Origin of the sequence: Maribacter sp. PR66, assembly GCF_028464205.1 — a bacterium.
Taxonomy (GTDB): Bacteria; Bacteroidota; Bacteroidia; order Flavobacteriales; family Flavobacteriaceae; genus Maribacter; species Maribacter flavus.
The window spans coordinates 219,699-241,128 of record NZ_JAQPCH010000006.1; the positions used below are offsets into that span (position 1 = coordinate 219,699).

Below are 21,430 nucleotides of genomic sequence, written 5' to 3' on the forward strand. Positions count from 1 at the left end.
GTAAACATTAATTTGCTGTTCAAATTTCCATGAACGATACTGCAATTTATAAAAAGAATTACCCAATTGTAGATTTTGGAAGACGGATTGTATTTTTTTTAACCAGTAGTGTTTGAGAAAAAATGGTGCTTTAGTTTTGAAACCTTTCCTTATAGTTTTCCAACCACTTCAGGGATTAACCAAATAATGCAATTTTAAAATTGGGGTATCTAGTTCTTATTGACTCGATAGGTAATACGTCTGTTTGTAATAATCGAACGAACCCCAACAGTCAATAAAGCTGGCAGGGATGCTACTGCCGGACATGAAGAAGCCGAATTCGATAGCAACACACGGTAACGATAACCATTCTTTTGCAAGTCAACTGCATTAGCCTGAATTTGCAAGTTGGACGTTTGTACCCCGCTATATCCACTACCATTAAGGAGGTTGCTAAATGACACTCCCCCATTCGTGCTTACTTGCCACTGGTATTGGTCCACATTGTTCGCCGTAACCGAAAAAACCACATTAGTACCTGCAGCGGTATTGACATCCATTGGTTGGGAAAGAATTTCCGATTGATAAACGGAAATTATCTGGAAAACATTTGTTGTATTCCCAGCAGCATCGGTAATTGAATAGGTCCTTGTAATCGTTTCAGGATTATAGCCTCCATCCGTACTATCGCCCACGTGGATTACGGTCAAGGGGCCTACGCAGTTATCGGCTTCATCCAAGACTAGGGAAGTATCAGGGACTGGTACATCGGCACTACAATAAACACTTATAGCGCCCGGATTACTAGCTGTTGGCGCTGTGGTATCTTGTACTGTAATGGTCTTAGTAAAGGGAACGCTAATATTTCCACTGCTATCTGTTGCCATATAGGTAATTACCCTTGTAAAATCATTTTCGGAATTGAAAGTTGTTATTTGATCCGATATAATCGAAATGTTCGCGACCGAACAATCATCCGTGGCCACTGGGGGTGCAAAGGGTATCGATCCACAAAAAACCGAAATTCCATTGGAAGTGGGATCAAAGCCAAAATTGACACCAGACCATTGAATATTGCCTCCAGGGATACCTCCATACGGCGCAATAGGGCCCGTTCCGGTAAGTGTTAGGTCGAAAGTGCCGTCCCCATTGTCCAATTGGGAATAGGTAAACGCTCCTTGATTGCTTAATTGGGAAACATTCAACTGGTAGTCGGCATTAGGAATTTGCACTTCCCAAGCATCGATCTGTGAGCCTGTATTATTTTGAAGACCAAAACCCCAAGAATACTGAGCCTCGTTAAAAAAAGTAACACTTAAAGAGCCACAAACCGACAAAGAAGGAACATCTGATGCACATTGGTAAGATTCGTCCAATGATCCACTGGCACTTACCCAGGTAGGCGCAGTGTCATCCATGGTTAAACTTGTGGTGGCACTAATATTGAGTACAGGGTCCCCTGGCATACCACCGTACTCCACCACATAACCTTGTGGAGCATATGCACCACTTCCTCCTCCATTGGGCAGGTCGTTCCAAGAACCCAACGGAGCTCCACCCCTTACTACCGATGGATCTGTGATATGGGCATAGTCTTCATTACCCGATTGGTTAGGCTCCCCTCCGTTCCAATTCGCAAAATTGGTGGGTGGTAACGTACTCCCATCAGCGCGACCACTCCAAAATGGGGTCCCAGCTTCTGGACCGGTAACCCAAAACCATTCTCCTTCCGTGGCCGCATCACTTGCTCCGATCCATCCAACACCTTGTGCTTGCGAACCGGAAAAATCAGCCTCCTCTTGGGTCGTCAATGTAGCCAGATAGCCTTGTAATCCAAAATATGTTCGGTTACTGGCGGCTACTTCAGCATCCGTCCAAGAAATTCCAACGTCCGCCACGTATTCATAATAATGGCCGGTAGCTGGCAAAAAGTTCGCCTCGCCTACCGTGATGGAAAACTGCCTACTTCCTGTAGGATTTGGAGAACTAGTACTATAATGAACGTCCAAAATCGCATTTTCAAAAGCTGAATAGGTTGCAGGTCCTTGTAAGGTGAGTTTTCCCTCTACGGCATCCCAAGTTGACGTAATTCCTGGATGACTGCCTGTGAGGGTCAAAAGATCTTCCCCAGCTATATAACCATTTGAAATTTGCATATAAACTGCCGTAGTAGAAGTATCGTCCGGATCTGTAATACTGATAGTTTGGGCAATAGGTGTGTTACCACCATTACAATGTATTTGATTTCCTGTTGCAATCAATACCGGTGGGTCGTCAGGAAATACTACCGTAAACAGTACATTATCAACATATAAGGTTTCGGAATTGCTCCAATTACCACTACCTGAAATAAACCGGATACCTGCATTGGCGTTCATTTGATTGGCATTCAAACTATAGTTGAACGAACCAGATCCATCTAAATTTCCTACTGTAGAATATGTACTACCATCATATAGTTGAACCGTAACAATTTCGTCCCCGTTGGTCCGTTGAAAATCGAAAGTAAGTGTTGCCGTTAGGGCATTTGCCAAGTTCAGGTTTCTAGTAATGTAATTATTGTCCAAATTTTGAAATCGGAGACGTTGTCCATCAATTTGTATTCTTCCGGAACCTGGGTCGTTTGCTTCACCAGTTTCAGACCACCCCCCAGCGAAGGACATGCTTCCCTCGTTGCCGCTATAGGAAAAAGCTGAAAATGTATCCAAATAGGTTTCTTGGCCATACATGGAATGTATGCCAATAACGGTAAAAACTAATAAAACAATAAGGTATTTCAAATCAATTTCCTCTAGCCATTTGACGCTAAAGTAACCAACAAAGAAGCCTTTCTCTATTTATTGTTGTGTGCTACCCGTTTTGCGTTGCAAATGAACTCTAAGGCAGAGTGAAAATTCTAAAGATTTTACATTTTGCGTACACAAGCATTAAACCTTAATGGATACTTCTCATAATAAAGGTCATTTTCCATCTAAGAAAGCGTAAAATCGGGCAATTTGATAATAGCCCCGCCTTTTTGTGCCGACTCATGGGCCAAAATCCCCACACAAGTAATGTTGGCCGATTGCTTGGCATTTGGATAGGGCGACCTATCTTGAATCAGAGCCTCGACAAATTCATGCACCAAATGCGGATGTGACCCCCCGTGGCCTGCGCCTTGTGTAAAGGATAGATGTTCATTCTCCTTGGAATCGTAAACTCCTTGGGTGGTAAAATGTTGGATTTCCTTGGGCAATAGCTTGGCATAATCCGGACTTTCAACCTCTTCCGGAATTTCTGGTTCCGGTTTCTTTGCTGTATGCACGACCAAGGGTTTTCCTTCTATCAAGGGCCATTCCACAGATTTTTTGGAACCATATACTTCAAAACTTTCCCGATACTGCCTAGCTACATCAAATAACGACCGATACACTTGTGCACTTAAATCGGAATCCTTGAATTTAATATGGGTGGTTTCCACGGCATAGGGCGAATTGTATTCTTTAATCAATTCCTCCCTTATAGTACCAGAACCGAAGCAGGAAACATATTCAGCCTCACCTTGGGTCAACGCCAATACAGGTCCCACACAATGCGTTGCATAGTGCATAGGTGGCAATCCAGGCCAGTAATTAGGCCATCCATCCATATCCTGTTGGTGACTTGCCTTTAAAAATTGAACCTTGCCCAACTCCCCATTTTCATAAAGTTCTTTCATATATAAAAATTCCCGGGCATAGACCACCGTTTCCATCATCATGTAGGTAAGTCCCGTTGCTTGTGTCAATTTTACGATCTCTTCGCATTCCTCAACCGTGGTGGCCATGGGTACCGTACAGGCCACATGTTTACCGGCTTTTAAGGCCTTAATGGATTGCTCCCCATGATTGGGTATGGGTGTATTGATATGCACGGCATCAATTTCCGGATCTTTCAGCAGCTCCTCATATGAGGTATATCTTTTGTCGATACCGAAGGCGTCCGCCAATTCGTTCAACTTGGCCTCGTTTCGTTGGCAGAGGGCCAATAAATTCGCATTGGGATGCTTTTGATATATGGGAATAAATTCTGCACCAAAACCTAAACCGATAATGGCTACGTTCACTTTCTTTGTACTCATATTTTTCAATTTTACTTAAACGTATTCTTTAAAAATTTTAATCCTTCGAATGCAAATGCATCCTGTGTGTCTGCCAGTTTTTTCCAAATATTGACGGCCGCTGCCAATTCAGGAATTTCTGGAGTAAAGCTTTCAATTACTATGGCCCCAGAATAATTCACGTCCTGTAATCCTTTTGTAAATTCGGCCCAAGGTGTCAAACCCGTACCGGGAATCCCCCGGTGGTTTTCCGAAACCTGAACATGAATCAATCTATCACCGGCCAAATTAATGGCTTTACGAATATCCTGTTCTTCTATGGTCATGTGAAATCCGTCCAGAATAATTTTCATGTTATCCTTTTCGATTTCATCCAATAATCTGACTACATCCGAAGTCGTATTGATCAAATCAGATTCAAACCTATTCAAGGGCTCCAATGCAATATCCAAACCGTATACCGCGGCAATATCTGACAGTACCCTTAAGTTCTTAACGGACCTCTTCCATTCCTTCTTCTTAACATCCTCGGGTGCCAAACGTGCCTTTCCCACAGCGGCATAGAGCGGTCCGGCGACAAAATTTGCACCAAGCGCGGAAGCTAGGGAAAAACATTTTTCCGCATGTTCAAAACAATTTTTGTGTAAAGTCTCATCTTGAGAGGTCAAATCCTTATCATCGCCAAAAACAATACAAATCGTTGGTTGTAGTCCATGGACATCCAATGCATCCTTTAAAACTTTAACATCAATTAAAGTCGGGTCTTCTACGGGAATTTCCACAACGTCAAAACCCATGGCCTTGATTTTTGGAAAAAGCGTTATTGTTTCCGTTGTAAAGGGCGATTGCCAAAGCCAAGTGCTTACACCAAAATTTATCTTGTTCTTCATGCTTCTCTTCCTAAATTTTGGATATTATTTTACGACCATTACCCCTTGCATAATTCTCCAGTGACCAGGGAAGGTACATATAAATGGGTATTCACCGGGGGTTGTTGGTGCCGTGAATTTCAATGAATAGCTGTCGTTCGGATTTAATAACGGAGTTGCAAATAATACATCATCAGTCTGAGGAATATAAAAGAGTTCCGCCGCATCTGGGTCCGCTGCCATTTTATCCGCCGCGGCACCTACCGCTTCCTTTTTACCAGGCTTGGTAATAATGAGGTTATGCTGCATAAAATCAGGGTTTTCCAATATCAATTCTACCTGTTCTCCAGCTTTCACTTCAAACTTGGTAACATCATATTTCATCTCGTTCGTTATTGTTTTTATAACGATCTTTTTCGCATTGGAAAAATCTTCATCAGTCATATCAGAAGAGACACCATCTTCATTGCCATAATTCTTTATAAGTAGTACGGCAAAATCCGCTTCTGTATATGTTTTTGCAATTTTATCAGTATAATTCTTTTCCACTTTATACTTCCATGGTCCGGCCAATGAGTATCTTTCCTCACCCACCCTGATGTTCATGGACCAACTTCTACCATAAATTCCGCCTTCACCCCCCGTATCATCAACACGTACGGTAATTACATTTTTCCCTGCTCTTAGAACACCTTTTGGAATATCATATCTTCGCATGGATTTATAGCTGGCCGCCATGCTTCCAACTTCGATTCCATTGATATATGTTACATCGGAATCATCAACGGGTCCCAAGGAAATTGTACCTACTTTATCCGAGGCCGATGAAGGTAAAGAGATTTCCTTCCTAAACCAGATAACTCCGTCTATATCCAATCCTGCGTCCTCTATATACTGTGGTAATTCCATACTCTCCCAATCCGCATCATTGTATCCCATGGCCGCCATATCATTGGTAGTTGCCTGAGGCATTTTGTAATTAGGGTTTTGCTGTTTAAAGGCGTTTAAAAACCCATCACTGTGTTTAGCGGATGCAGCATATATTCCTTTGAACATCCACTCGTCGTTTAAAACAGCTTCGTTCTTACCCAAATCATAGAGCAAAGAACCTATCTTTTGTGAGGAGGGCCTTTCTGAAAAATAAAGCAGTGCCTCCAGTTGTACATTCGGATCACGATCGTTAAGGGTATTCGCCTTGAACAAGGCATCGTCAGAATCGTCATTTCGAGGCAATAACTGAATGGCCGCTTTACGAACGCCTGCAGCCTTATGGTATAACGCTCCTTTCACCACCCCAAGGGCATTAGAATCTGATTCCAAAGCACCAAGGCCATCAATCGTCCAAAGTGCATGTAACGCGGCATTATTCAAGCCTTCGCTGTCAACCTCTTTTGTATTCGCCAATTTATACAGGTCATTTAAAACATCGGTTTCTCCTCGTTCCACCAAAAGACGTTGAGCGGTCAATCTCCAAAATTGATTATCGTTGCTTAAAGCATCTACCAATTTATCCGGATCATCCTTAGACAGTGTTATGGGTTCGTAGGAATAGTCATATTTTGGAACTATCCTGTAAATCCTGCCATGAGCCTTATCACGTAATGGATTCACATAGGCATTTCCATCCCCATTTTCTGCATCATAACCGCCCCTATCCTTATTTGGGGTGGGATTATGCTGCACAATAAAATTATACCAGTCCGCGACCCAGACCACACCATCCGGACCCACTTTGGCTTCCACTGGGGAAGACCATTCATCGGCGGACGCGAAAAGATTACCAGCATCTTCCTCTACATATCCTGCGCCATCCTTTACGATTCTTGCTTGGTGCACCAGTCCTCCCGTAGGCTCGCATACAAAGGCTATCTTGTTCCAATACTTTTCTGGGTAAGCCCTAGCGGTATAGAAATGATGTCCGGCAGCGGCCGTAAAGCCACCAAAAACATCGACCTGTCGGTAATTGGGCGTAATAGGTTGCATGTCATAGTGACCATCTATTTTAGCACTACCATCCGTTCCTATTCCTTTTACATGGGTAAAATTGGCATTGGGTATGCCTACAAAAACGCTGTGCGTATTGTTTGCCGTAGATGCGAAGATTGAATTATCCTCGGTCAAACCTAATCCCCACGTATTATTTGAGGTGTTCGTCAATACTTCAAAGGTGCTTTTTTTAGGATTGAACCTATACACGTTTTGGTTAAATTTAAAATCCTCTCCAAAAATCTGGCCCTCGAATCCGGAGTAGCCAACTACACCATATAGTTTATTGTCTATACCATATTGTAAATTGGAAGGACCTGCATGCGTGTCAAAGGTACCCCAGCCTTCAATCAGGGTCTCCCGAACGTCTGCCTTGTCATCACCGTCCGTATCCTTTAAAAAGATGAATTCCGGTGCTTGGGAGACAACGATACCGCCATCGTAAAAAGCAAAACTGGTAGGGATATTCAATTTATCCGCAAATACAGTCACCTTATCGGCCTTGCCATCACCATCGGTATCTTCTAAAATTTTTACTTTATCATCACCTATACTATCATCATTTCTCACGGTATTGGGATAATCCACCGTTTCAATCACCCAAAGACGGCCTTTTTCATCCCAGTTCATCGCGATAGGATTTATGATATCCGGTTCAGAAGCAAATAATTGGGCTTCAAAGCCTGCCGGCACCTGAATGAACTTCTGGGATTGTTCGGGGGATAAAGGTAATTGATACTTTGGGGCGGGATCCCTTTGCTCGTAATTAGGAATATTATCCCTATCCTCATATTTCAAGGTAGGAATATCGGTAGTGAAAGCCAACCAATTCTCTTTTGCCTTTTCTGGAACGGCCCAAAGAATTCCCTCCTTGACCAAATTTTGGAAACCAGTGTTGTTCCAAGTGCGCTCATCGTGTCCGTATGCCGTGTAGAACACTTTTCCTTCCCCATAATTCTTAACCCAGGTCCATGGCTCCCTATGGTCACCCTCCACACGTTCCATTAAAACGTGAATATCATCTGCAATTTTATCATGTACGTAGGTTTCGTCCCATGTTTCAAAAGGTTTTAAATCCTTTGTGATCGGATGCTCCTTATCTACAACTTCAGCCGTGAAGGTACTGGTCTCGTGACTCATGAACTGCGCCCCTACCAAGTCTATATATTCGGGTGAATTTTTAAAACAAAAACTAGCCGAATGAATAGGAATAAACCCATGGCCTTCACGAACATAATCCAACAAGGCTTTTTCCTGCGCGTCCGTTATTTCTTCGTGATTGGCATAAACTATAAGTCCGTCATACAACGAAAGGTTTTCTGGATTTAGGTCATCCACATCCTCCGTATACGTAATGTTTATACCGTCCTTTGTTAAGGCCGTGGCCAATATGGGAAAGTACTCCCCAGAATTGTGGTGCTCAATGGAGTGCCCTAAGAACAGAAGTTCTATGCGGCGAGGAGCATCATCTTTCCAAGTGGTTTCATTTTTTTGTTCCGACTTACAGCCTGAAAATAGAAGGAAAGCACTAAAAACGACTGCAGATATCCTATAAAAAGTCTTCATAAAATGACAGATGTTGATTCAAGTACCAATTTTAATTATAATTTGACAATAAAAATCCCTGTGATTTATCCTATCCTGACTGTATTTTACCATATATCCGATTAAATTGTTAAATTTAAAGGCAAATAAGTGTTTTATTCTTGGCGGATCATTGATTATTAAAAATTCCCAATATTGAAATTAGCCTTAGAAAAATCCCCGATACCTAAGTCCCATGCCTTGGTTACCAAGGCTCTAAAACAGCCTATCTTCGATCCAAATTGGCATTTCCATCCAGAGTATCAATTGTTCATGGTATTAAAAGGAAGGGGCACACAGTTTATTGGAGATAGCATTAGACCCTACAAGGAAGGGGAGATTACGTTTACGGGACCTAATCTGCCTCATCTCTGGCGGAGCGATATTGAAACAGGAAAAACCACAAAAGAAAATTTCTCGAAGGGTATCGTGGTTTATTTCAATCAAAATATATTGGGTGAAAACCTGTTGCAGAAAGAGGAAGGCCTAAAACTAAAACATCTGCTCGAAAGAAGTCTCAGGGGTCTATTAGTTACGGGTGTGACGGCCGAAAAAATCAAAACGCTGATGCAAAACCTAGCACATCAGGAGGGATTGGAGAAAGTGGTTGGCCTCTTGGAAATTTTGCACTTATTAAGCCAGACCGATGACTTGGAAGTTCTTGCCAGTCCTGGATATATCAATTCCCTAAAACAAGGGGATACAGAGCGCATGAACATTGTATATGCCTACGTAATGCAAAATTTTAGAAGTAAGATAGGATTGGAGGAATTGGCCGAGCTCACCAATATGACCCCTACATCGTTCAGCCGTTATTTTAAGGTCCACGCCAACAAGACCTTTTCAGAATTTGTAAGTGAAATACGGATTGGGCATGCATGCAAGTTGCTTCTGGAAGAAAAAATGAACGCTTCCCAGGCCTGTTATTCAAGCGGTTTCCAAACCCTTTCCAATTTCAACAAGCAATTTAAGGCCATCACCCGTAGAACACCATCGGCCTATAAAAAGGAGTTTGGCCCACTTTAAGTATCCGTTTCTTTAGAGTAATTTTACCATCATGATGAGAAACATTCAGTTGCGGGTTAGTTTGGAGGAAGCTGGGGATGAAAATATACTGGAACAAAAAATAGCCCGCCACTTGGGGATGTCCACCGGTGAATTTACCTTTAAGGTCCTTCGGAAATCCATTGACGCCCGTAAGCCCGCCATCTACTTTAATTATAAGTTGGCGGTATATGCCAAGGGTGAAACCTTGGATAAAACCGACTATACATTTGAGTATAAAGATGTTTCAAAGGCCAAGCCTATTCACATCATAGGATTTGGTCCCGCAGGAATGTGGGCGGCCCTGAGATGTCTTGAACTTGGGTATAAGCCGATTGTTTTTGAACGTGGTAAAAATGTACAGGACCGCAGGCGTGACCTTAAGGCCATTAATCAGGACCATATCGTATGTGAGGATTCCAATTACTGCTTTGGTGAAGGTGGAGCGGGGACCTATTCGGACGGAAAGCTCTACACCCGTAGCTTAAAACGCGGCGATGTAAGACGTATATTCGAAAGTCTAGTCCATCACGGTGCGAAGGAAGATATCCTCATTGATGCCCATCCGCATATCGGTACGAACAAATTGCCCAAAATCGTGCAGAACATGCGGGAAGCTATTCTGAAATATGGTGGTGAAGTACATTTTAATACTAGGGTGACCGACTTTAACATTGAGGACAACAGATTAAAATCCATCGTATTACAAAACGAAAGTGAAGTAACGGTGGAACGGGTCATACTGGCCACCGGGCATTCGGCTCGAGATATTTTTGAACTACTCCACAAAAAGAAAGTTGCTTTGGAGGCTAAGAGCTATGCGATGGGTGTACGGGTGGAACATCCCCAAGAAATCATCGACAGTATTCAATACCACTGTTCCGGTCAAAGAAATGTGTTGCTACCAGCTGCTTCCTACAGTTTGGTGGAACAGGTGAAAGGCCGTGGGGTGTATTCATTCTGTATGTGTCCCGGTGGCTTCATAGTACCGGCTGCAACCGCCCCGGGTGAAGTTGTGGTGAATGGAATGTCCCCCTCAAAACGTAACAACCTCTTTGCGAATTCGGGCATTGTGGTGGAAATCAATGTGAACGAGGACATTCCCAAGTACGAACACTTGGGGGCATTAAAAGGACTTGAGTATCAAAAAGATTTGGAGCGTTTAGCTTTTACTTCAGGAGGAAGGTCGCAAACAGCTCCTGCACAACGATTAACGGATTTCGTAGAAGGTCGGCTTTCCGCCGACTTAAACCCAACTTCCTACCAGCCTGGTTTGAAATCGGCACCGTTACACTCCCTTTTGCCCAAACTCATTGGTAGTCGCCTACGAACGGGGTTCAAGGCCTTCGGTGAAAAAATGCATGGCTATTATACCGTTGAGGCAAATATCGTGGGTGTTGAATCCAGAACTTCTTCCCCGGTCACCATTCCAAGAACCAAAACCTTGGAACATGTTCAAATAAAGGGTCTATTTCCATGTGGAGAGGGCGGTGGTTTTGCAGGGGGGATCGTTTCAGCGGCCATGGACGGGGAACGTTGCGCCGAAGCAGCCGTTGTGGGGCTTTGAAGGGAAGTTTAAGTTCGGAGTACAAAGTCCAACCGCAAGTTCAAACTCAAGTTAAAGTTCAGAATTTAAATTAAATTGTTTGAATCCCCCAAACCAACATCAATCAACAAGCAACCAACAACGAATAACCAATAACGAACAACCAGCCATCACACTAACACAAATAACCCTACCTTTGCCACTTATTTAAAATAAATGACATTTAAAGAACTTGGCCTTGCAGAACCTATTTTGGAGGCCTTACAAAAAGAAGGGTATACACACCCTACTCCCATTCAAGAACAAGCCATTCCCATTTTACTTAAAAAGAAAGACTTACTAGGAGTTGCCCAAACCGGTACCGGGAAGACGGCAGCCTTTAGTATTCCCATTTTGCATCATCTTTACGAGGGTATAAGCCTACGGGACAACCGGAGAAAGGTCAAGGCCTTGATCGTGACCCCAACACGGGAATTGGCTATACAGATTGGCGAAAGCATTACGGCCTACGGCAAATACACCGGACTCAAAAACACCGTGATTTTTGGTGGTGTCAAACAAGGTAAACAAGTAAATGCGCTAAAAAGTGGCGTGGACATTCTTGTTGCTACACCCGGTAGGCTATTGGACTTAATGAACCAGGGGTATATCACATTTAAGGACCTTGAGTTTGTGGTGTTGGACGAAGCGGACCAGATGCTGGATATGGGCTTCATCCATGATGTAAAAAAGGTCATCGCCAAATTGCCCCCAAAAAGGCAATCACTATTCTTTTCTGCGACGATGCCCCAGGATATAGTAGAACTATCCAAGGCCATGTTAGGCGATTTTGAACGCGTAACCATTAAACCTCAACAGGCCACAGCTGAAAAGGTGGATCAAGGTGTCTATTTTGTGAGTAAAAAGAATAAGCCAAAACTGTTGATACATCTGCTCCAGGAACGCCCTAAAGATTCGGTATTGGTATTTTCAAGGACAAAGCATGGTGCCAATAAAATCGTAAAAAAATTATCGCAGGCCGGTATCAAATCGGCTGCCATACATGGGAACAAATCCCAAACTGCAAGACAAAAGGCCTTGGGGGATTTTAAGGAAGGTAAATTAATGGTTTTGATTGCTACCGATATTGCGGCAAGGGGTATTGATGTGGACGAACTTTCAATGGTCATAAATTATGACCTTCCCAATGTTTCCGAAACCTACGTACACAGAATAGGAAGAACCGGAAGGGCCAATGCCAGTGGAATTGCATTATCGTTTTGTGACAAGGAGGAACGCCCCTATCTTCGGGATATAGAAAAACTAATCAAACAGGCCGTTCCCCGTATGCCGGAGCATCAGTTTATAGATGATGATTCAGAGACCGAAGAGGACGTAAAGCCCAAACATCAGAAAACGAACAAAAATTCGCATCCAAATAAGAATAAAAACAGGAACCGAAATAGAAACCGAAATCGGAGCAAAAATCGGAACCAACAACAAAACAAATCCGGAAAGCCCAGGTTCAAGGGAAGTACTCCAAAAAAGGATAATTCCTAAAAGCTGGGACCGTCTAGCTCTCGCATAGAAAATTGCAAAAAGGTATCTTTAACCTTTTAATATTAAAAAATGCAGCGACAATTACTTGTTTATGGTAGTGGCCGCCATACAGTTCCATTTTTGGACTATATGGCCAAAGCCACAGGAAAGAATAAACCTAACCTTTGTTTTATTCCCACGGCCAGCGGAGAGGATCCAGAGTATATAAAGTCCTTTTATGAGGTCTGTTCCCAAATTGATGTAGTACCCCATGTAATGAGCGTTTGGATCAATTCCTACGACCAGAAAGAAAGCTTTGAGGAAATCATCCTAAGAATGGATGCCATTGTGGTTGGCGGTGGCAACACCCTGAACATGTTGGCTATCTGGAAGGCCCAAGGTATAGATGTAGCCCTAAAAAAGGCCTATGATAATGGGGTAGTCATGGGTGGTGGCAGTGCGGGCTCGCTCTGTTGGTTCAATGCAGGAACAACGGATTCAAGACCTAAGGAACTTAGTATCGTTAATGGCATGTCTTTCATTGACAAAAGCCATTGTCCGCATTATAATTCGGAAACTTCAAGACGTCCTTTGTACCACAAAAATATTCTCTCGGGCAAGCTGAGCGACGGCTACGCCTGTGACGACCGGTCGGCCATACATTTTATCAACGAAGAAGTGCATACTTCTGTTTCTTTGGATGAGCGGAATCATTCCTATTATGTCCATTCAAAAAATGGCTCAATCAAGGAAGATAAATTGGAGTCCAAGATAATCGGATAAAAAGTTTACCACTCTTTTCCATCAAATCAATAAAAAAGGATCGGGTTTAAAGGTTTTGGTTATTTAGGCTTCGTATAGGACCATTTAATGAATTGAACATCAATTTATTTCTTACTTTTAAACGAAAACCAAACCAACCACATATGAAAAACTTCCTAAGTGCGGCAGCTTTTGCCTTATCAGGTCTATTATTTGCCCAAGGCGATGCTGAAATTGTCGAGCAAACCGTCGATAAAAACGAAATTGAAGGTCATATTTATTTTCTGGCGGACGATGTCCTAAAAGGTCGGGCTACAGGCTCTCCAGAACTAAAGATTGCCGCATCCTATTTAGCGAATACACTGAGAGGATATGGAGTAAAACCACATCCGGCCACCAATTCCTATTTTCAAACTTTCAACCTTTTACAGACCGCGCCACCCGATGAAATCAAGGTTTCCTTAAACGGAGAGGTTTTCCCGCATAGTATTGCGGTTGAAGCAAAACCAACAACACTTTCCGGTGATGCTTTATATGTTGGTTATGGAACCGAAGATGATTACAAGGGAAAGGATGTACAGGGAAAGCTGGTTCTAGCAAAAGCGGGCACTTCAGAATCCGCCGATGCCAGAGCTATATATCGGGCACACCAAGAAAAGCAAGACTTAGCTATAAAAAATGGGGCTATCGGACTTTTGGAAATGACCTTGCTAGAAGAAGATTGGTGGTCACGCATGTCACATTTCATGGGAGAAAGTGTTAAGATTCCGGATGCCATGGCCGACCAAAACCAAAAAAATGGATTCATTCATCTCTGGGTGAATACCACTTCTGAAAAACTAGAGGCGTTGATTAAATCAAATCCATCGTATTCCATTGAAACCGATGGTAAAAAAGAGAAAACGCTTGTTACCCAAAATGTTATAGGCGTACTGGAAGGCACCGACCCCAAACTCAAGGACGAATACATCATGTATTCCGCCCACTATGACCATGTGGGCGTCGGTACGCCAAATGCAGAAGGAGATAGCATTTACAATGGCGCACGTGATAACGCTATCGGAACAACCGCTGTTTTGAGTATGGCGGAGAATATTGGAAAGTATCCTACAAAACGATCGGCCGTGTTTATCCTTTTTACCGGGGAGGAAAAGGGCCTTTTGGGAAGCAAATACTATGCTGAACATCCCATATTTCCGCTAAATCAAATCGTTTATGGATTTAATACCGATGGTGCCGGCTACAATAACACCAAACTGGCCACTGTAATAGGGTTAAATAGAACTACGGCTAAAAAGCACATTGTTGCCGGAGCTGCTACTTTCGGACTTGAAGCTATTGATGACCCTGCACCGGAACAGGGCCTTTTTGATCGTAGCGATAATGTAAGTTTTGCCAGTAAAGGAGTTCCTGCACCCACCTACTCTACCGGTTTTGATGCTTTTGATGACGAAATCAATAAATATTACCATCAGGCCGCCGATGAGGCCGAGAGTTTGGATTTTGACTATTTGGTAAAATTTTACCAAGGATATGTGCTGTCTGGAAGGTTGATAGCCAATGACCCGGAAACACCCTATTGGGTCAAGGGAGATAAATACGAGGCCGCTGGCAATGTATTGTACGATAAAGTTCCCAAAGCCCCAATGAAAAACTAATTAGTAACGACGATTACACTTCTATGAAAGGCTATTTGATTCATACCATTGGTATTCTCCTTGTACTTTCCAGTTGCAAGGAAAACAACCAGAAAATTGAGAAATCCACTTTTGAACATACGCTTGGAGAAGGCCCGAAACCATGGACCAGTGCTATTTTTGAGCCCACGGAAGACGATTTTACCTTTGCCATCATTTCCGATTTGAACGGGGGTGAACGTGACGGGGTATACAGTGCTGCTGTAGAGCAATTAAATGCCCTAGACCCGACCTTTGTCCTGAGTGTTGGCGATCTCATAGATGGCGGAACGGAGGATACGCTGCAATTGGCGAAAGAATGGGATTCCTTTGAAAACAGGACATCAAAATTAAAAATGCCCTTTTTCCATCTTGGTGGCAACCATGACCTCACAAACCCTACGATGCGAAGCATTTGGAAGCAACGCTTTGGCCCAAGATACTATCATTTTTTGTACGATAATGTTCTCTTTCTCATGATGGATTCCGAGGATTATGAGGAACGGCGCATGGTGGAAATCTATGAGGCACGTGCGAAAGCACTAAAAGTCATCGCCGGGGAAATAGAAGGCGTGTATGAGGAGACGGAATACTATAATATGCCAGAACGTCAACTAGGTGGTATGAGTTTGGAACAATTTGAATATTTTGAGAAGGTTTTAGAAGAAAATTCTGATGTTACATGGATTTTTGTGCTCATGCACAAACCGCTATGGCAACGGGAAGATGAAAAGGGTTTGAATCCCTTGGAAAATCTTTTGGCCGATAGACCCTACACCGTAATCAACGGCCATATCCATTCCTTTTCTCACCAAATTCGGAACAACAGGGATTATATTATTTTGGGAACTACAGGTGGGGGACAGAATGTAAAGGATTCGATGGCCTTCGATCATATCTCCCTGGTGCGCATGGCCAAGGAGCCCGTAATCACCCACTTAAAAATGGAGGGTATTTTGGACAAAAAAGGGGAACTGCCAAAAAGTGGTTCGCTGATACATTAAGTAAAACATGATAAAATTCTTCCGTAAAATTCGTCAAAACCTTTTAGAAGAAGGTAAAACCAGTAAATACCTGAAATATGCTATTGGCGAAATTGCATTGGTGATGATTGGAATTCTATTGGCCCTTCAGGTGAACAATTGGAATCAAGATCGTCTCAACAAGAATTTAGAATTTCAATACTATGAGCGTCTTTTAGATGATGTTAGGGAAGAAAAATTAATTATTGAAGCCACTTTAAACTATTCCAAACAGGTTAGCGAACATGCCAAATCTGCTGTCGCCGTTTTTGAAAATTCTTCCAATGCTAACCCTGATCCTGTGGCCAATCTTGTAGATATGTATCAGGCTAGCCAATTACTAGACCCCTATTCTGCGTCATCAACCTATCAGGAGTTAATTGCTTCGGGTCAAATCAACCTCATCCAAAACGATAGTGTAAAGACCGCATTAATTAGATATTATGATATTGGGTGGTCAGAATCTGGCGTTGCTATACTTGAAAACACCTATAGAAAGAATCTAAGAGGAAAAATGCCTGATGACGTTCAGGCAAAGATTAGATCAGCCTGTGGAGATACTTATGTAAAAACCGGAAATAGTTACTTCCCTAAGCTACCAAAGGAATGTAATATACAACTGGACCATAATTACGCCAAATCGGTTGTTGAAGCATTGCTTAAAGATGAAAGTTTAAAAAATGACTTGCGCTATTTAATTGGTAATGAAGAGGGTAAACAAAATGATTTAATGTCCACAATGGTACAACTTGAGAGTCTAAATATGTTATTAGAAGGCATAAACCATGATTAAATTCTTTAGAAAAATTCGTCAAAACCTTCTAGAAGAAGGCAAAACATTAAAATATTTCAAATATGCTGTTGGCGAGATTGTGCTGGTTGTCATTGGTATCCTGATTGCCTTACAGGTCAACAACTGGAATGAAAACAGGAAAGTTGATGGTGAAATCGTGAAAATTCTTACCGAAATACGTAGTAATCTCATTAGCGATAGCCTCAACATTGAGAAAACCTACAGCAAAAAATTAGAAGATATCAATATACAATACACCGTAATCAATAAGCTCGAGGCAGGTGATATTCCTTATGATTCCATTAATTATCACTTAGGACGTGTTATGTTGGCCAGGCGTATCGTGTTAGTGGATAATGGCTACCAATTGATTAAGAAATTAGGAATAGAACTTCTACAAGATCAAGATCTTCGGAATAAGTTGACCAGTTATTATACCACTACCATAACAGAAATCAATGATGATACCAATGACGACGATTTTGAGTTTCGCACCGTGTTACTCCCCTATGCCCGCAACCATTTTAGAGATTATACTTGGGGCACAGAAGCTATCCCCGCAGATTATGAACAACTCAAATCGGATCTTTACTTTCTCACTTCCCTGAAGATAAATATTGGAAACGAGGAAGGTACCCTTCTTGACTTACGGGAAGGAAATCGGGCCATCCAGGAACTGCTACCCATACTTGACAAAACCCTGTCCTCCTATCAAAAAGGAAACTAATACTATCGCTTCATGATTAAAATCTTTAGAAAAATTCGGCAGAATCTCATCATGGAAAACAGAACCTCCAAATATTTTAGATATGCCATTGGCGAGATTGTACTTGTAGTCATCGGTATTTTAATCGCGCTACAAATAAATAACTGGAACGAGGAACGACTTGAGAATAACCGGGAAAAAATCACCGTGCAAAATCTAAACACTGAATTCCAAGAAAATTTAAGGGACTTGGATTCCATAAATACCATTTTGCAACGCACCATTTTGGCTACGGAAACCATTTTTGGAAAGTTTAAAGAAGAAAACTTACAAGAAACAGAACCAATAGACAGCCTTTTGCATTATGTCATAGAAAGTCCTTCTTGGAAGCCCAGTGAATTTGTTTTGAACGACCTGCAGAACTCTGTTGGACTCTCAAAATTGAACAATCCGGAGCTTAAAATTCTATTGTTCAATTGGTCCCGATTTTTTAAGGAATTACAGGAAACGATGGCTCAAACAGAAAAAACGAATATCAATTTAATCGAATATATTCGGGAACATGGTTCGCTTAGAAACATCGATACACAATCCAATGCATTTCCATACGAACCCTCCCAGCTTCAAATGGACAATGCACTTTTGCTACAAAAAATTCAATTTGAAAACTATATCGATGACAAACTCTATGTCCTTAAAGAGTCTGAAATTGCCTATACGCAAGCCAAAATATTAATACAGAAAATCTTGAAGGAAACAACCATAGAGTAAAAAGCCCCTGAAATAGAAAAAACCAAACCAAATGAAAAACTTTCCAAATGCCTTTGTCATTATTATCGGCGCGATACTGTTCGCATGGGTGCTAACCTATGTGGTGCCACAGGGCAGTTATGAAAGGTTTACGCATCCAGATACCGGAATTACAAGAGTGGTCGGTGATTCATACCAAGAAACGGAAGGTAAACATTTATCTGCCTTTGAGGTAATGTTGGCTATTCCCAAGGGTATTGCGGATAGGGCCAATGTCATTGTGTTGATCCTTTTATTGGGCGGTTGTTTCTATGTCATCGAAAAAACTGGGGCCCTATCCCAAGGCCTGAACAAACTGGTCAAGGTTTTAAAGGGCAGGGAAGTCCTGTCCTTATTCGTGGTCACCCTATTATTTACCGCCGCAGGGGCAAGTATTGGCATGCAGGAAGAAGTCATCGCCATGATGCCGGTACTTATCATTTTTGGAAAAAGCATGGGGTTCAACATCTACACCACGGTTTACATGAGTTATGGTTCCACCGTACTGGGAAGTGCCTTTAGTCCATCAAACCCCTTTGGCGTTATCATTGCCCAACAGGAGGCAGGTGTTTCCCTACTCTCCGGCAGTGTATTCCGATTGGTGGTTCTGGGTATCGCTTTTTTGATATGGATGCTCTACTTAGTACGGTACAACGCCAAACACCGAACAGAAAAAATGGAGGCCTCTGATACCCAAGAAAAAATGTCCCTGAGTTCCAAAATTATTCTCACCCTGCTATGTCTCACTTTTGTAGTGGTACTATACGGCCTTTTAAAACTGGATTGGGGTTTTATGGAAATGTCCGCCAGCTTTTTTGTATTAGGTATTGTTTCTGGACTTTTGGGTAAACTGGGGGTTAATGGTACGGGTGAAGCCTATATCGACGGATTTAAGGAAATGATCTTTGCCGCCATTATCATTGGTCTCGCCAATAGCATATCCATGGTCTTGCAAGAAGGGATGATCATTGATTCCGTTGTGTACGGACTCTTCGGGCCCTTGCAATACGTATCGGCATCGCTTTCCGGGGTATTGATGATGGTGGCCCATGTCATTTTGCACATTCCCATTCCAAGTTACTCCGGGCAGGCCATTTTGACCATGCCCATTTTGGTTCCGCTTTCCGATTTGGTCGGAATTTCACGACAGACCTGCGTGCTTGCCTATCAGTATGGTGCCATTACGGCGGACATGTTTGTGCCCACCAACGGAGCCCTTATGGCCATATTGGCGGTATGTGGAATCCCCTATAACAAATGGTTACAATTCGCTTGGAAACCCACTGCCCTTCTATTGCTCTTGGGAGCGTTGGCAATTGTGGTATCGGTATATACGGGGTATGTCTAGGATGCTACGCCGTTAGCGATTTATAGGCTCTCAGTACATTTTCGATTTTTGCCTCGGTTTCGGGGTCTATCCATTGTCGTTCCGGTTTTTCCTGCAACCATTTTAAAGTGCGCTTTATGCCTTCGGAATAGGGAATCGTTGCTTTAAAACCGGGCACGAAGGTCTTTATTTTGGTATTGTCAAAAATCACGCTTTCGGATTTATCGGCCAACAAACTACCTGTAAAGGAGGACTCAATTTTACAGATAAAATCCGATGCAATATGAACGATGTTCGCCTCTTTACCCAGAGCTTCGGCCGTAATTTTATAGATCATGTTCCAGCTCAACACCTCATCGGATGTTATATGAAAGGCGTGTCCAATGGCCGTAGTCAATCCCAAAAGTCCTACAAAACCCTTGGCAAAATCGTCGGCATGGGTGACCGTCCACAAGGAGGTACCATCGCCATGTACAATGATTTCCTTTCCTTTTAGAATACGGTCAATGGTGTTGTACTTATCGAACCCACCCATGGCCAACGGCGTCATGGTGTTGTAGGTATGCGAGGGCCGTATGATGGTCATGGGAAATCCCTGCTCTTGGTAGGCCTTGGTCAACAGTTCCTCACATCTAATTTTGTTATTGGAATAGTCCCACAGGTTATTGCGAAGCGGAGTGGATTCCGTGATAATGGGATAAGTCAATGGAGTCTGGTAACAGGACGCCGAACTTATAAAAATATACTGTTTCGTTTTTCCTGAGAACAGGTCCAGATCACGCGCAATATCGCCCGGGGTAAAAGCGATCCAATTGACCACCACGTCCCATTCGTGCTTTTTTAATTCGGTAAGTTCCTCGGGTTTGTTTATATCCCCGATGATGGAATGGACGCCCTCAATGTCCAATTCAGACTTGCCCCTGTTCAGCAGGTACAGGTCCATTCCCCTGGCTACTGCCAACCGACTAGACGGAGTACTAATATTTCCCGTACCTCCAATAAACAATACTTTCATTTTAATAATTTTCTGTTTAAATACTGATTACAAATCAGTTATATAATAAAATTAAACTTTTTGTTCAACTTAAAATCAATTTCCCAAAAAATCATCAGTTCGAGTTTTTTCCATTGGAAAAAGTATCGAGAACACGGTTTTACTGCTGAAAAGTTTTGATTCTCGATACATTTTTTCTGGATGTTATCCAGTAAAAATGCTCGAATTGACAAATTCCTTAAAGGTTGCTTTTATCTAATTAAAAATTATGAACTCGAAATATCCCGATAGAACGTTAGCCCGTTTCTAAACGGGTCATAAAAGGCAAATTCCTTGGTACCCCATGCCGTTTCCCGTAACAAGGTATGGGAGTGGAACACATCCTTTTCACCATATTCTTCAAAAAGTCCTTCAATGTTTTGGGTCACGATCCGAAGCATGGGCCGATCGATATCAAAATCCCATTCCTTTCGGTCGTGCCATTGTAAATGGATCTCTACATCGTCCCGAATGACGCCTGCATATTTGGGGTTTTTGGAATCGTCCGCAAAGGCAATCCGGAATCCCAATCGGTTTACATAAAAGTCCAGCGCATCCAAAACGTCCCAGACGGGCAGGACAGGATGGATTTGGTGTAGGTGAATTTTTGGGTTCATATTTTGAAGGTATGAAATAAATAGGAGATGGGGTTGGTTGTTGGCAATTAGCAGTTAGCAGTTAGCAGTTAGCAGTTAGCAGTTAGCAGTTAGCAGTTAGC

General features: G+C 42.5%; 16 protein-coding genes. 10 read left to right on the top strand and 6 right to left on the bottom strand.

Annotation, left to right across the window (positions count from 1 at the left end):
* Positions 1-209: 209 nt before the first annotated feature.
* The 4 genes from PP181_RS12485 to PP181_RS12500 all read right to left on the bottom strand — a co-directional run bounded on the left by PP181_RS12485 (position 210) and on the right by PP181_RS12500 (position 8,478).
* The gene (locus PP181_RS12485) at positions 210-2,759 is read right to left on the bottom strand and encodes a C-type lectin domain-containing protein (protein ID WP_272637360.1); all 2,550 of its coding nucleotides are present in this window, start codon (positions 2,757-2,759) and stop codon (positions 210-212) included.
* A gap of 191 nt (positions 2,760-2,950) precedes the next feature.
* Complete coding sequence (locus PP181_RS12490; RefSeq protein WP_272637361.1) at positions 2,951-4,078, bottom strand: Gfo/Idh/MocA family oxidoreductase; 1,128 nt, start codon at positions 4,076-4,078, stop codon at positions 2,951-2,953.
* Positions 4,079-4,089: 11 nt separating this feature from the next.
* Positions 4,090-4,947 (bottom strand): sugar phosphate isomerase/epimerase family protein, encoded by an 858-nt coding sequence (locus PP181_RS12495; RefSeq protein WP_272637362.1) that lies wholly within the window; start codon positions 4,945-4,947, stop codon positions 4,090-4,092.
* 24 nt (positions 4,948-4,971) lie between these two features.
* Complete coding sequence (locus tag PP181_RS12500; RefSeq protein WP_272637363.1) at positions 4,972-8,478, bottom strand: PVC-type heme-binding CxxCH protein; 3,507 nt, start codon at positions 8,476-8,478, stop codon at positions 4,972-4,974.
* A gap of 174 nt (positions 8,479-8,652) precedes the next feature.
* Between PP181_RS12500 and PP181_RS12505 the strand changes: the two genes are divergently transcribed.
* From PP181_RS12505 to PP181_RS12550, 10 genes are all read left to right on the top strand, one after another.
* Positions 8,653-9,522 carry an AraC family transcriptional regulator gene (locus PP181_RS12505; protein ID WP_272637364.1) on the top strand — a complete coding sequence of 290 codons (870 nt, stop codon included), beginning with the start codon at positions 8,653-8,655 and terminating at the stop codon, positions 9,520-9,522.
* 31 nt (positions 9,523-9,553) lie between these two features.
* Entirely contained in the window at positions 9,554-11,107 is a 1,554-nt protein-coding gene (locus PP181_RS12510; protein WP_272637365.1) for an NAD(P)/FAD-dependent oxidoreductase, read from the top strand.
* Between the two features lie 195 nt (positions 11,108-11,302).
* Positions 11,303-12,625, top strand: a complete 1,323-nt coding sequence (locus PP181_RS12515) for a DEAD/DEAH box helicase (RefSeq protein WP_272637366.1) — start codon at positions 11,303-11,305, stop codon at positions 12,623-12,625.
* Positions 12,626-12,694: 69 nt separating this feature from the next.
* Complete coding sequence (locus PP181_RS12520; RefSeq protein ID WP_272637367.1) at positions 12,695-13,387, top strand: peptidase E; 693 nt, start codon at positions 12,695-12,697, stop codon at positions 13,385-13,387.
* Between the two features lie 143 nt (positions 13,388-13,530).
* The gene (locus tag PP181_RS12525; RefSeq protein WP_272637368.1) at positions 13,531-15,024 is read left to right on the top strand and encodes a M28 family peptidase; all 1,494 of its coding nucleotides are present in this window, start codon (positions 13,531-13,533) and stop codon (positions 15,022-15,024) included.
* 23 nt (positions 15,025-15,047) lie between these two features.
* The gene (locus PP181_RS12530) at positions 15,048-16,046 is read left to right on the top strand and encodes a metallophosphoesterase family protein (protein WP_272637369.1); all 999 of its coding nucleotides are present in this window, start codon (positions 15,048-15,050) and stop codon (positions 16,044-16,046) included.
* A gap of 7 nt (positions 16,047-16,053) precedes the next feature.
* Positions 16,054-16,857, top strand: a complete 804-nt coding sequence (locus tag PP181_RS12535; protein WP_272637370.1) for a hypothetical protein — start codon at positions 16,054-16,056, stop codon at positions 16,855-16,857.
* Positions 16,850-17,584, top strand: coding sequence for a DUF6090 family protein (locus tag PP181_RS12540; RefSeq protein WP_272637371.1), 735 nt, complete (start codon positions 16,850-16,852; stop codon positions 17,582-17,584). Before PP181_RS12535 ends, PP181_RS12540 begins: the two co-directional genes overlap by 8 nt.
* Before the next feature lie 12 nt (positions 17,585-17,596).
* The gene (locus PP181_RS12545; RefSeq protein WP_272637372.1) at positions 17,597-18,334 is read left to right on the top strand and encodes a DUF6090 family protein; all 738 of its coding nucleotides are present in this window, start codon (positions 17,597-17,599) and stop codon (positions 18,332-18,334) included.
* A 31-nt stretch (positions 18,335-18,365) separates the two neighbouring features.
* On the top strand, positions 18,366-19,700 hold the full coding sequence (locus PP181_RS12550) for a YfcC family protein (RefSeq protein ID WP_272637373.1): 1,335 nt from the start codon (positions 18,366-18,368) through the stop codon (positions 19,698-19,700).
* A gap of 4 nt (positions 19,701-19,704) precedes the next feature.
* Here the strand turns inward: PP181_RS12550 and PP181_RS12555 are convergent, their stop codons facing one another.
* Together PP181_RS12555 and PP181_RS12560 are read right to left on the bottom strand one after the other, a co-directional pair.
* The gene (locus tag PP181_RS12555; RefSeq protein ID WP_272637374.1) at positions 19,705-20,694 is read right to left on the bottom strand and encodes an SDR family oxidoreductase; all 990 of its coding nucleotides are present in this window, start codon (positions 20,692-20,694) and stop codon (positions 19,705-19,707) included.
* Between the two features lie 245 nt (positions 20,695-20,939).
* A complete protein-coding gene (locus tag PP181_RS12560) occupies positions 20,940-21,329 on the bottom strand; it encodes a glyoxalase superfamily protein (RefSeq protein ID WP_272637375.1) in 390 nt (129 codons plus the stop codon).
* Positions 21,330-21,430 lie beyond the last annotated feature (101 nt).

Coding starts and splice junctions, on each gene's coding strand:
- PP181_RS12490 (WP_272637361.1), bottom strand. CDS start 4,078: ATGAGTACAAAGAAAGTGAACGTAGCCATTATCGGTTTAGGTTTTGGT.
- PP181_RS12495 (WP_272637362.1), bottom strand. CDS start 4,947: ATGAAGAACAAGATAAATTTTGGTGTAAGCACTTGGCTTTGGCAATCG.
- PP181_RS12500 (WP_272637363.1), bottom strand. CDS start 8,478: ATGAAGACTTTTTATAGGATATCTGCAGTCGTTTTTAGTGCTTTCCTT.
- PP181_RS12510 (WP_272637365.1), top strand. CDS start 9,554: ATGATGAGAAACATTCAGTTGCGGGTTAGTTTGGAGGAAGCTGGGGAT.
- PP181_RS12515 (WP_272637366.1), top strand. CDS start 11,303: ATGACATTTAAAGAACTTGGCCTTGCAGAACCTATTTTGGAGGCCTTA.
- PP181_RS12520 (WP_272637367.1), top strand. CDS start 12,695: ATGCAGCGACAATTACTTGTTTATGGTAGTGGCCGCCATACAGTTCCA.
- PP181_RS12525 (WP_272637368.1), top strand. CDS start 13,531: ATGAAAAACTTCCTAAGTGCGGCAGCTTTTGCCTTATCAGGTCTATTA.
- PP181_RS12530 (WP_272637369.1), top strand. CDS start 15,048: ATGAAAGGCTATTTGATTCATACCATTGGTATTCTCCTTGTACTTTCC.
- PP181_RS12535 (WP_272637370.1), top strand. CDS start 16,054: ATGATAAAATTCTTCCGTAAAATTCGTCAAAACCTTTTAGAAGAAGGT.
- PP181_RS12540 (WP_272637371.1), top strand. CDS start 16,850: ATGATTAAATTCTTTAGAAAAATTCGTCAAAACCTTCTAGAAGAAGGC.
- PP181_RS12545 (WP_272637372.1), top strand. CDS start 17,597: ATGATTAAAATCTTTAGAAAAATTCGGCAGAATCTCATCATGGAAAAC.
- PP181_RS12550 (WP_272637373.1), top strand. CDS start 18,366: ATGAAAAACTTTCCAAATGCCTTTGTCATTATTATCGGCGCGATACTG.
- PP181_RS12555 (WP_272637374.1), bottom strand. CDS start 20,694: ATGAAAGTATTGTTTATTGGAGGTACGGGAAATATTAGTACTCCGTCT.
- PP181_RS12560 (WP_272637375.1), bottom strand. CDS start 21,329: ATGAACCCAAAAATTCACCTACACCAAATCCATCCTGTCCTGCCCGTC.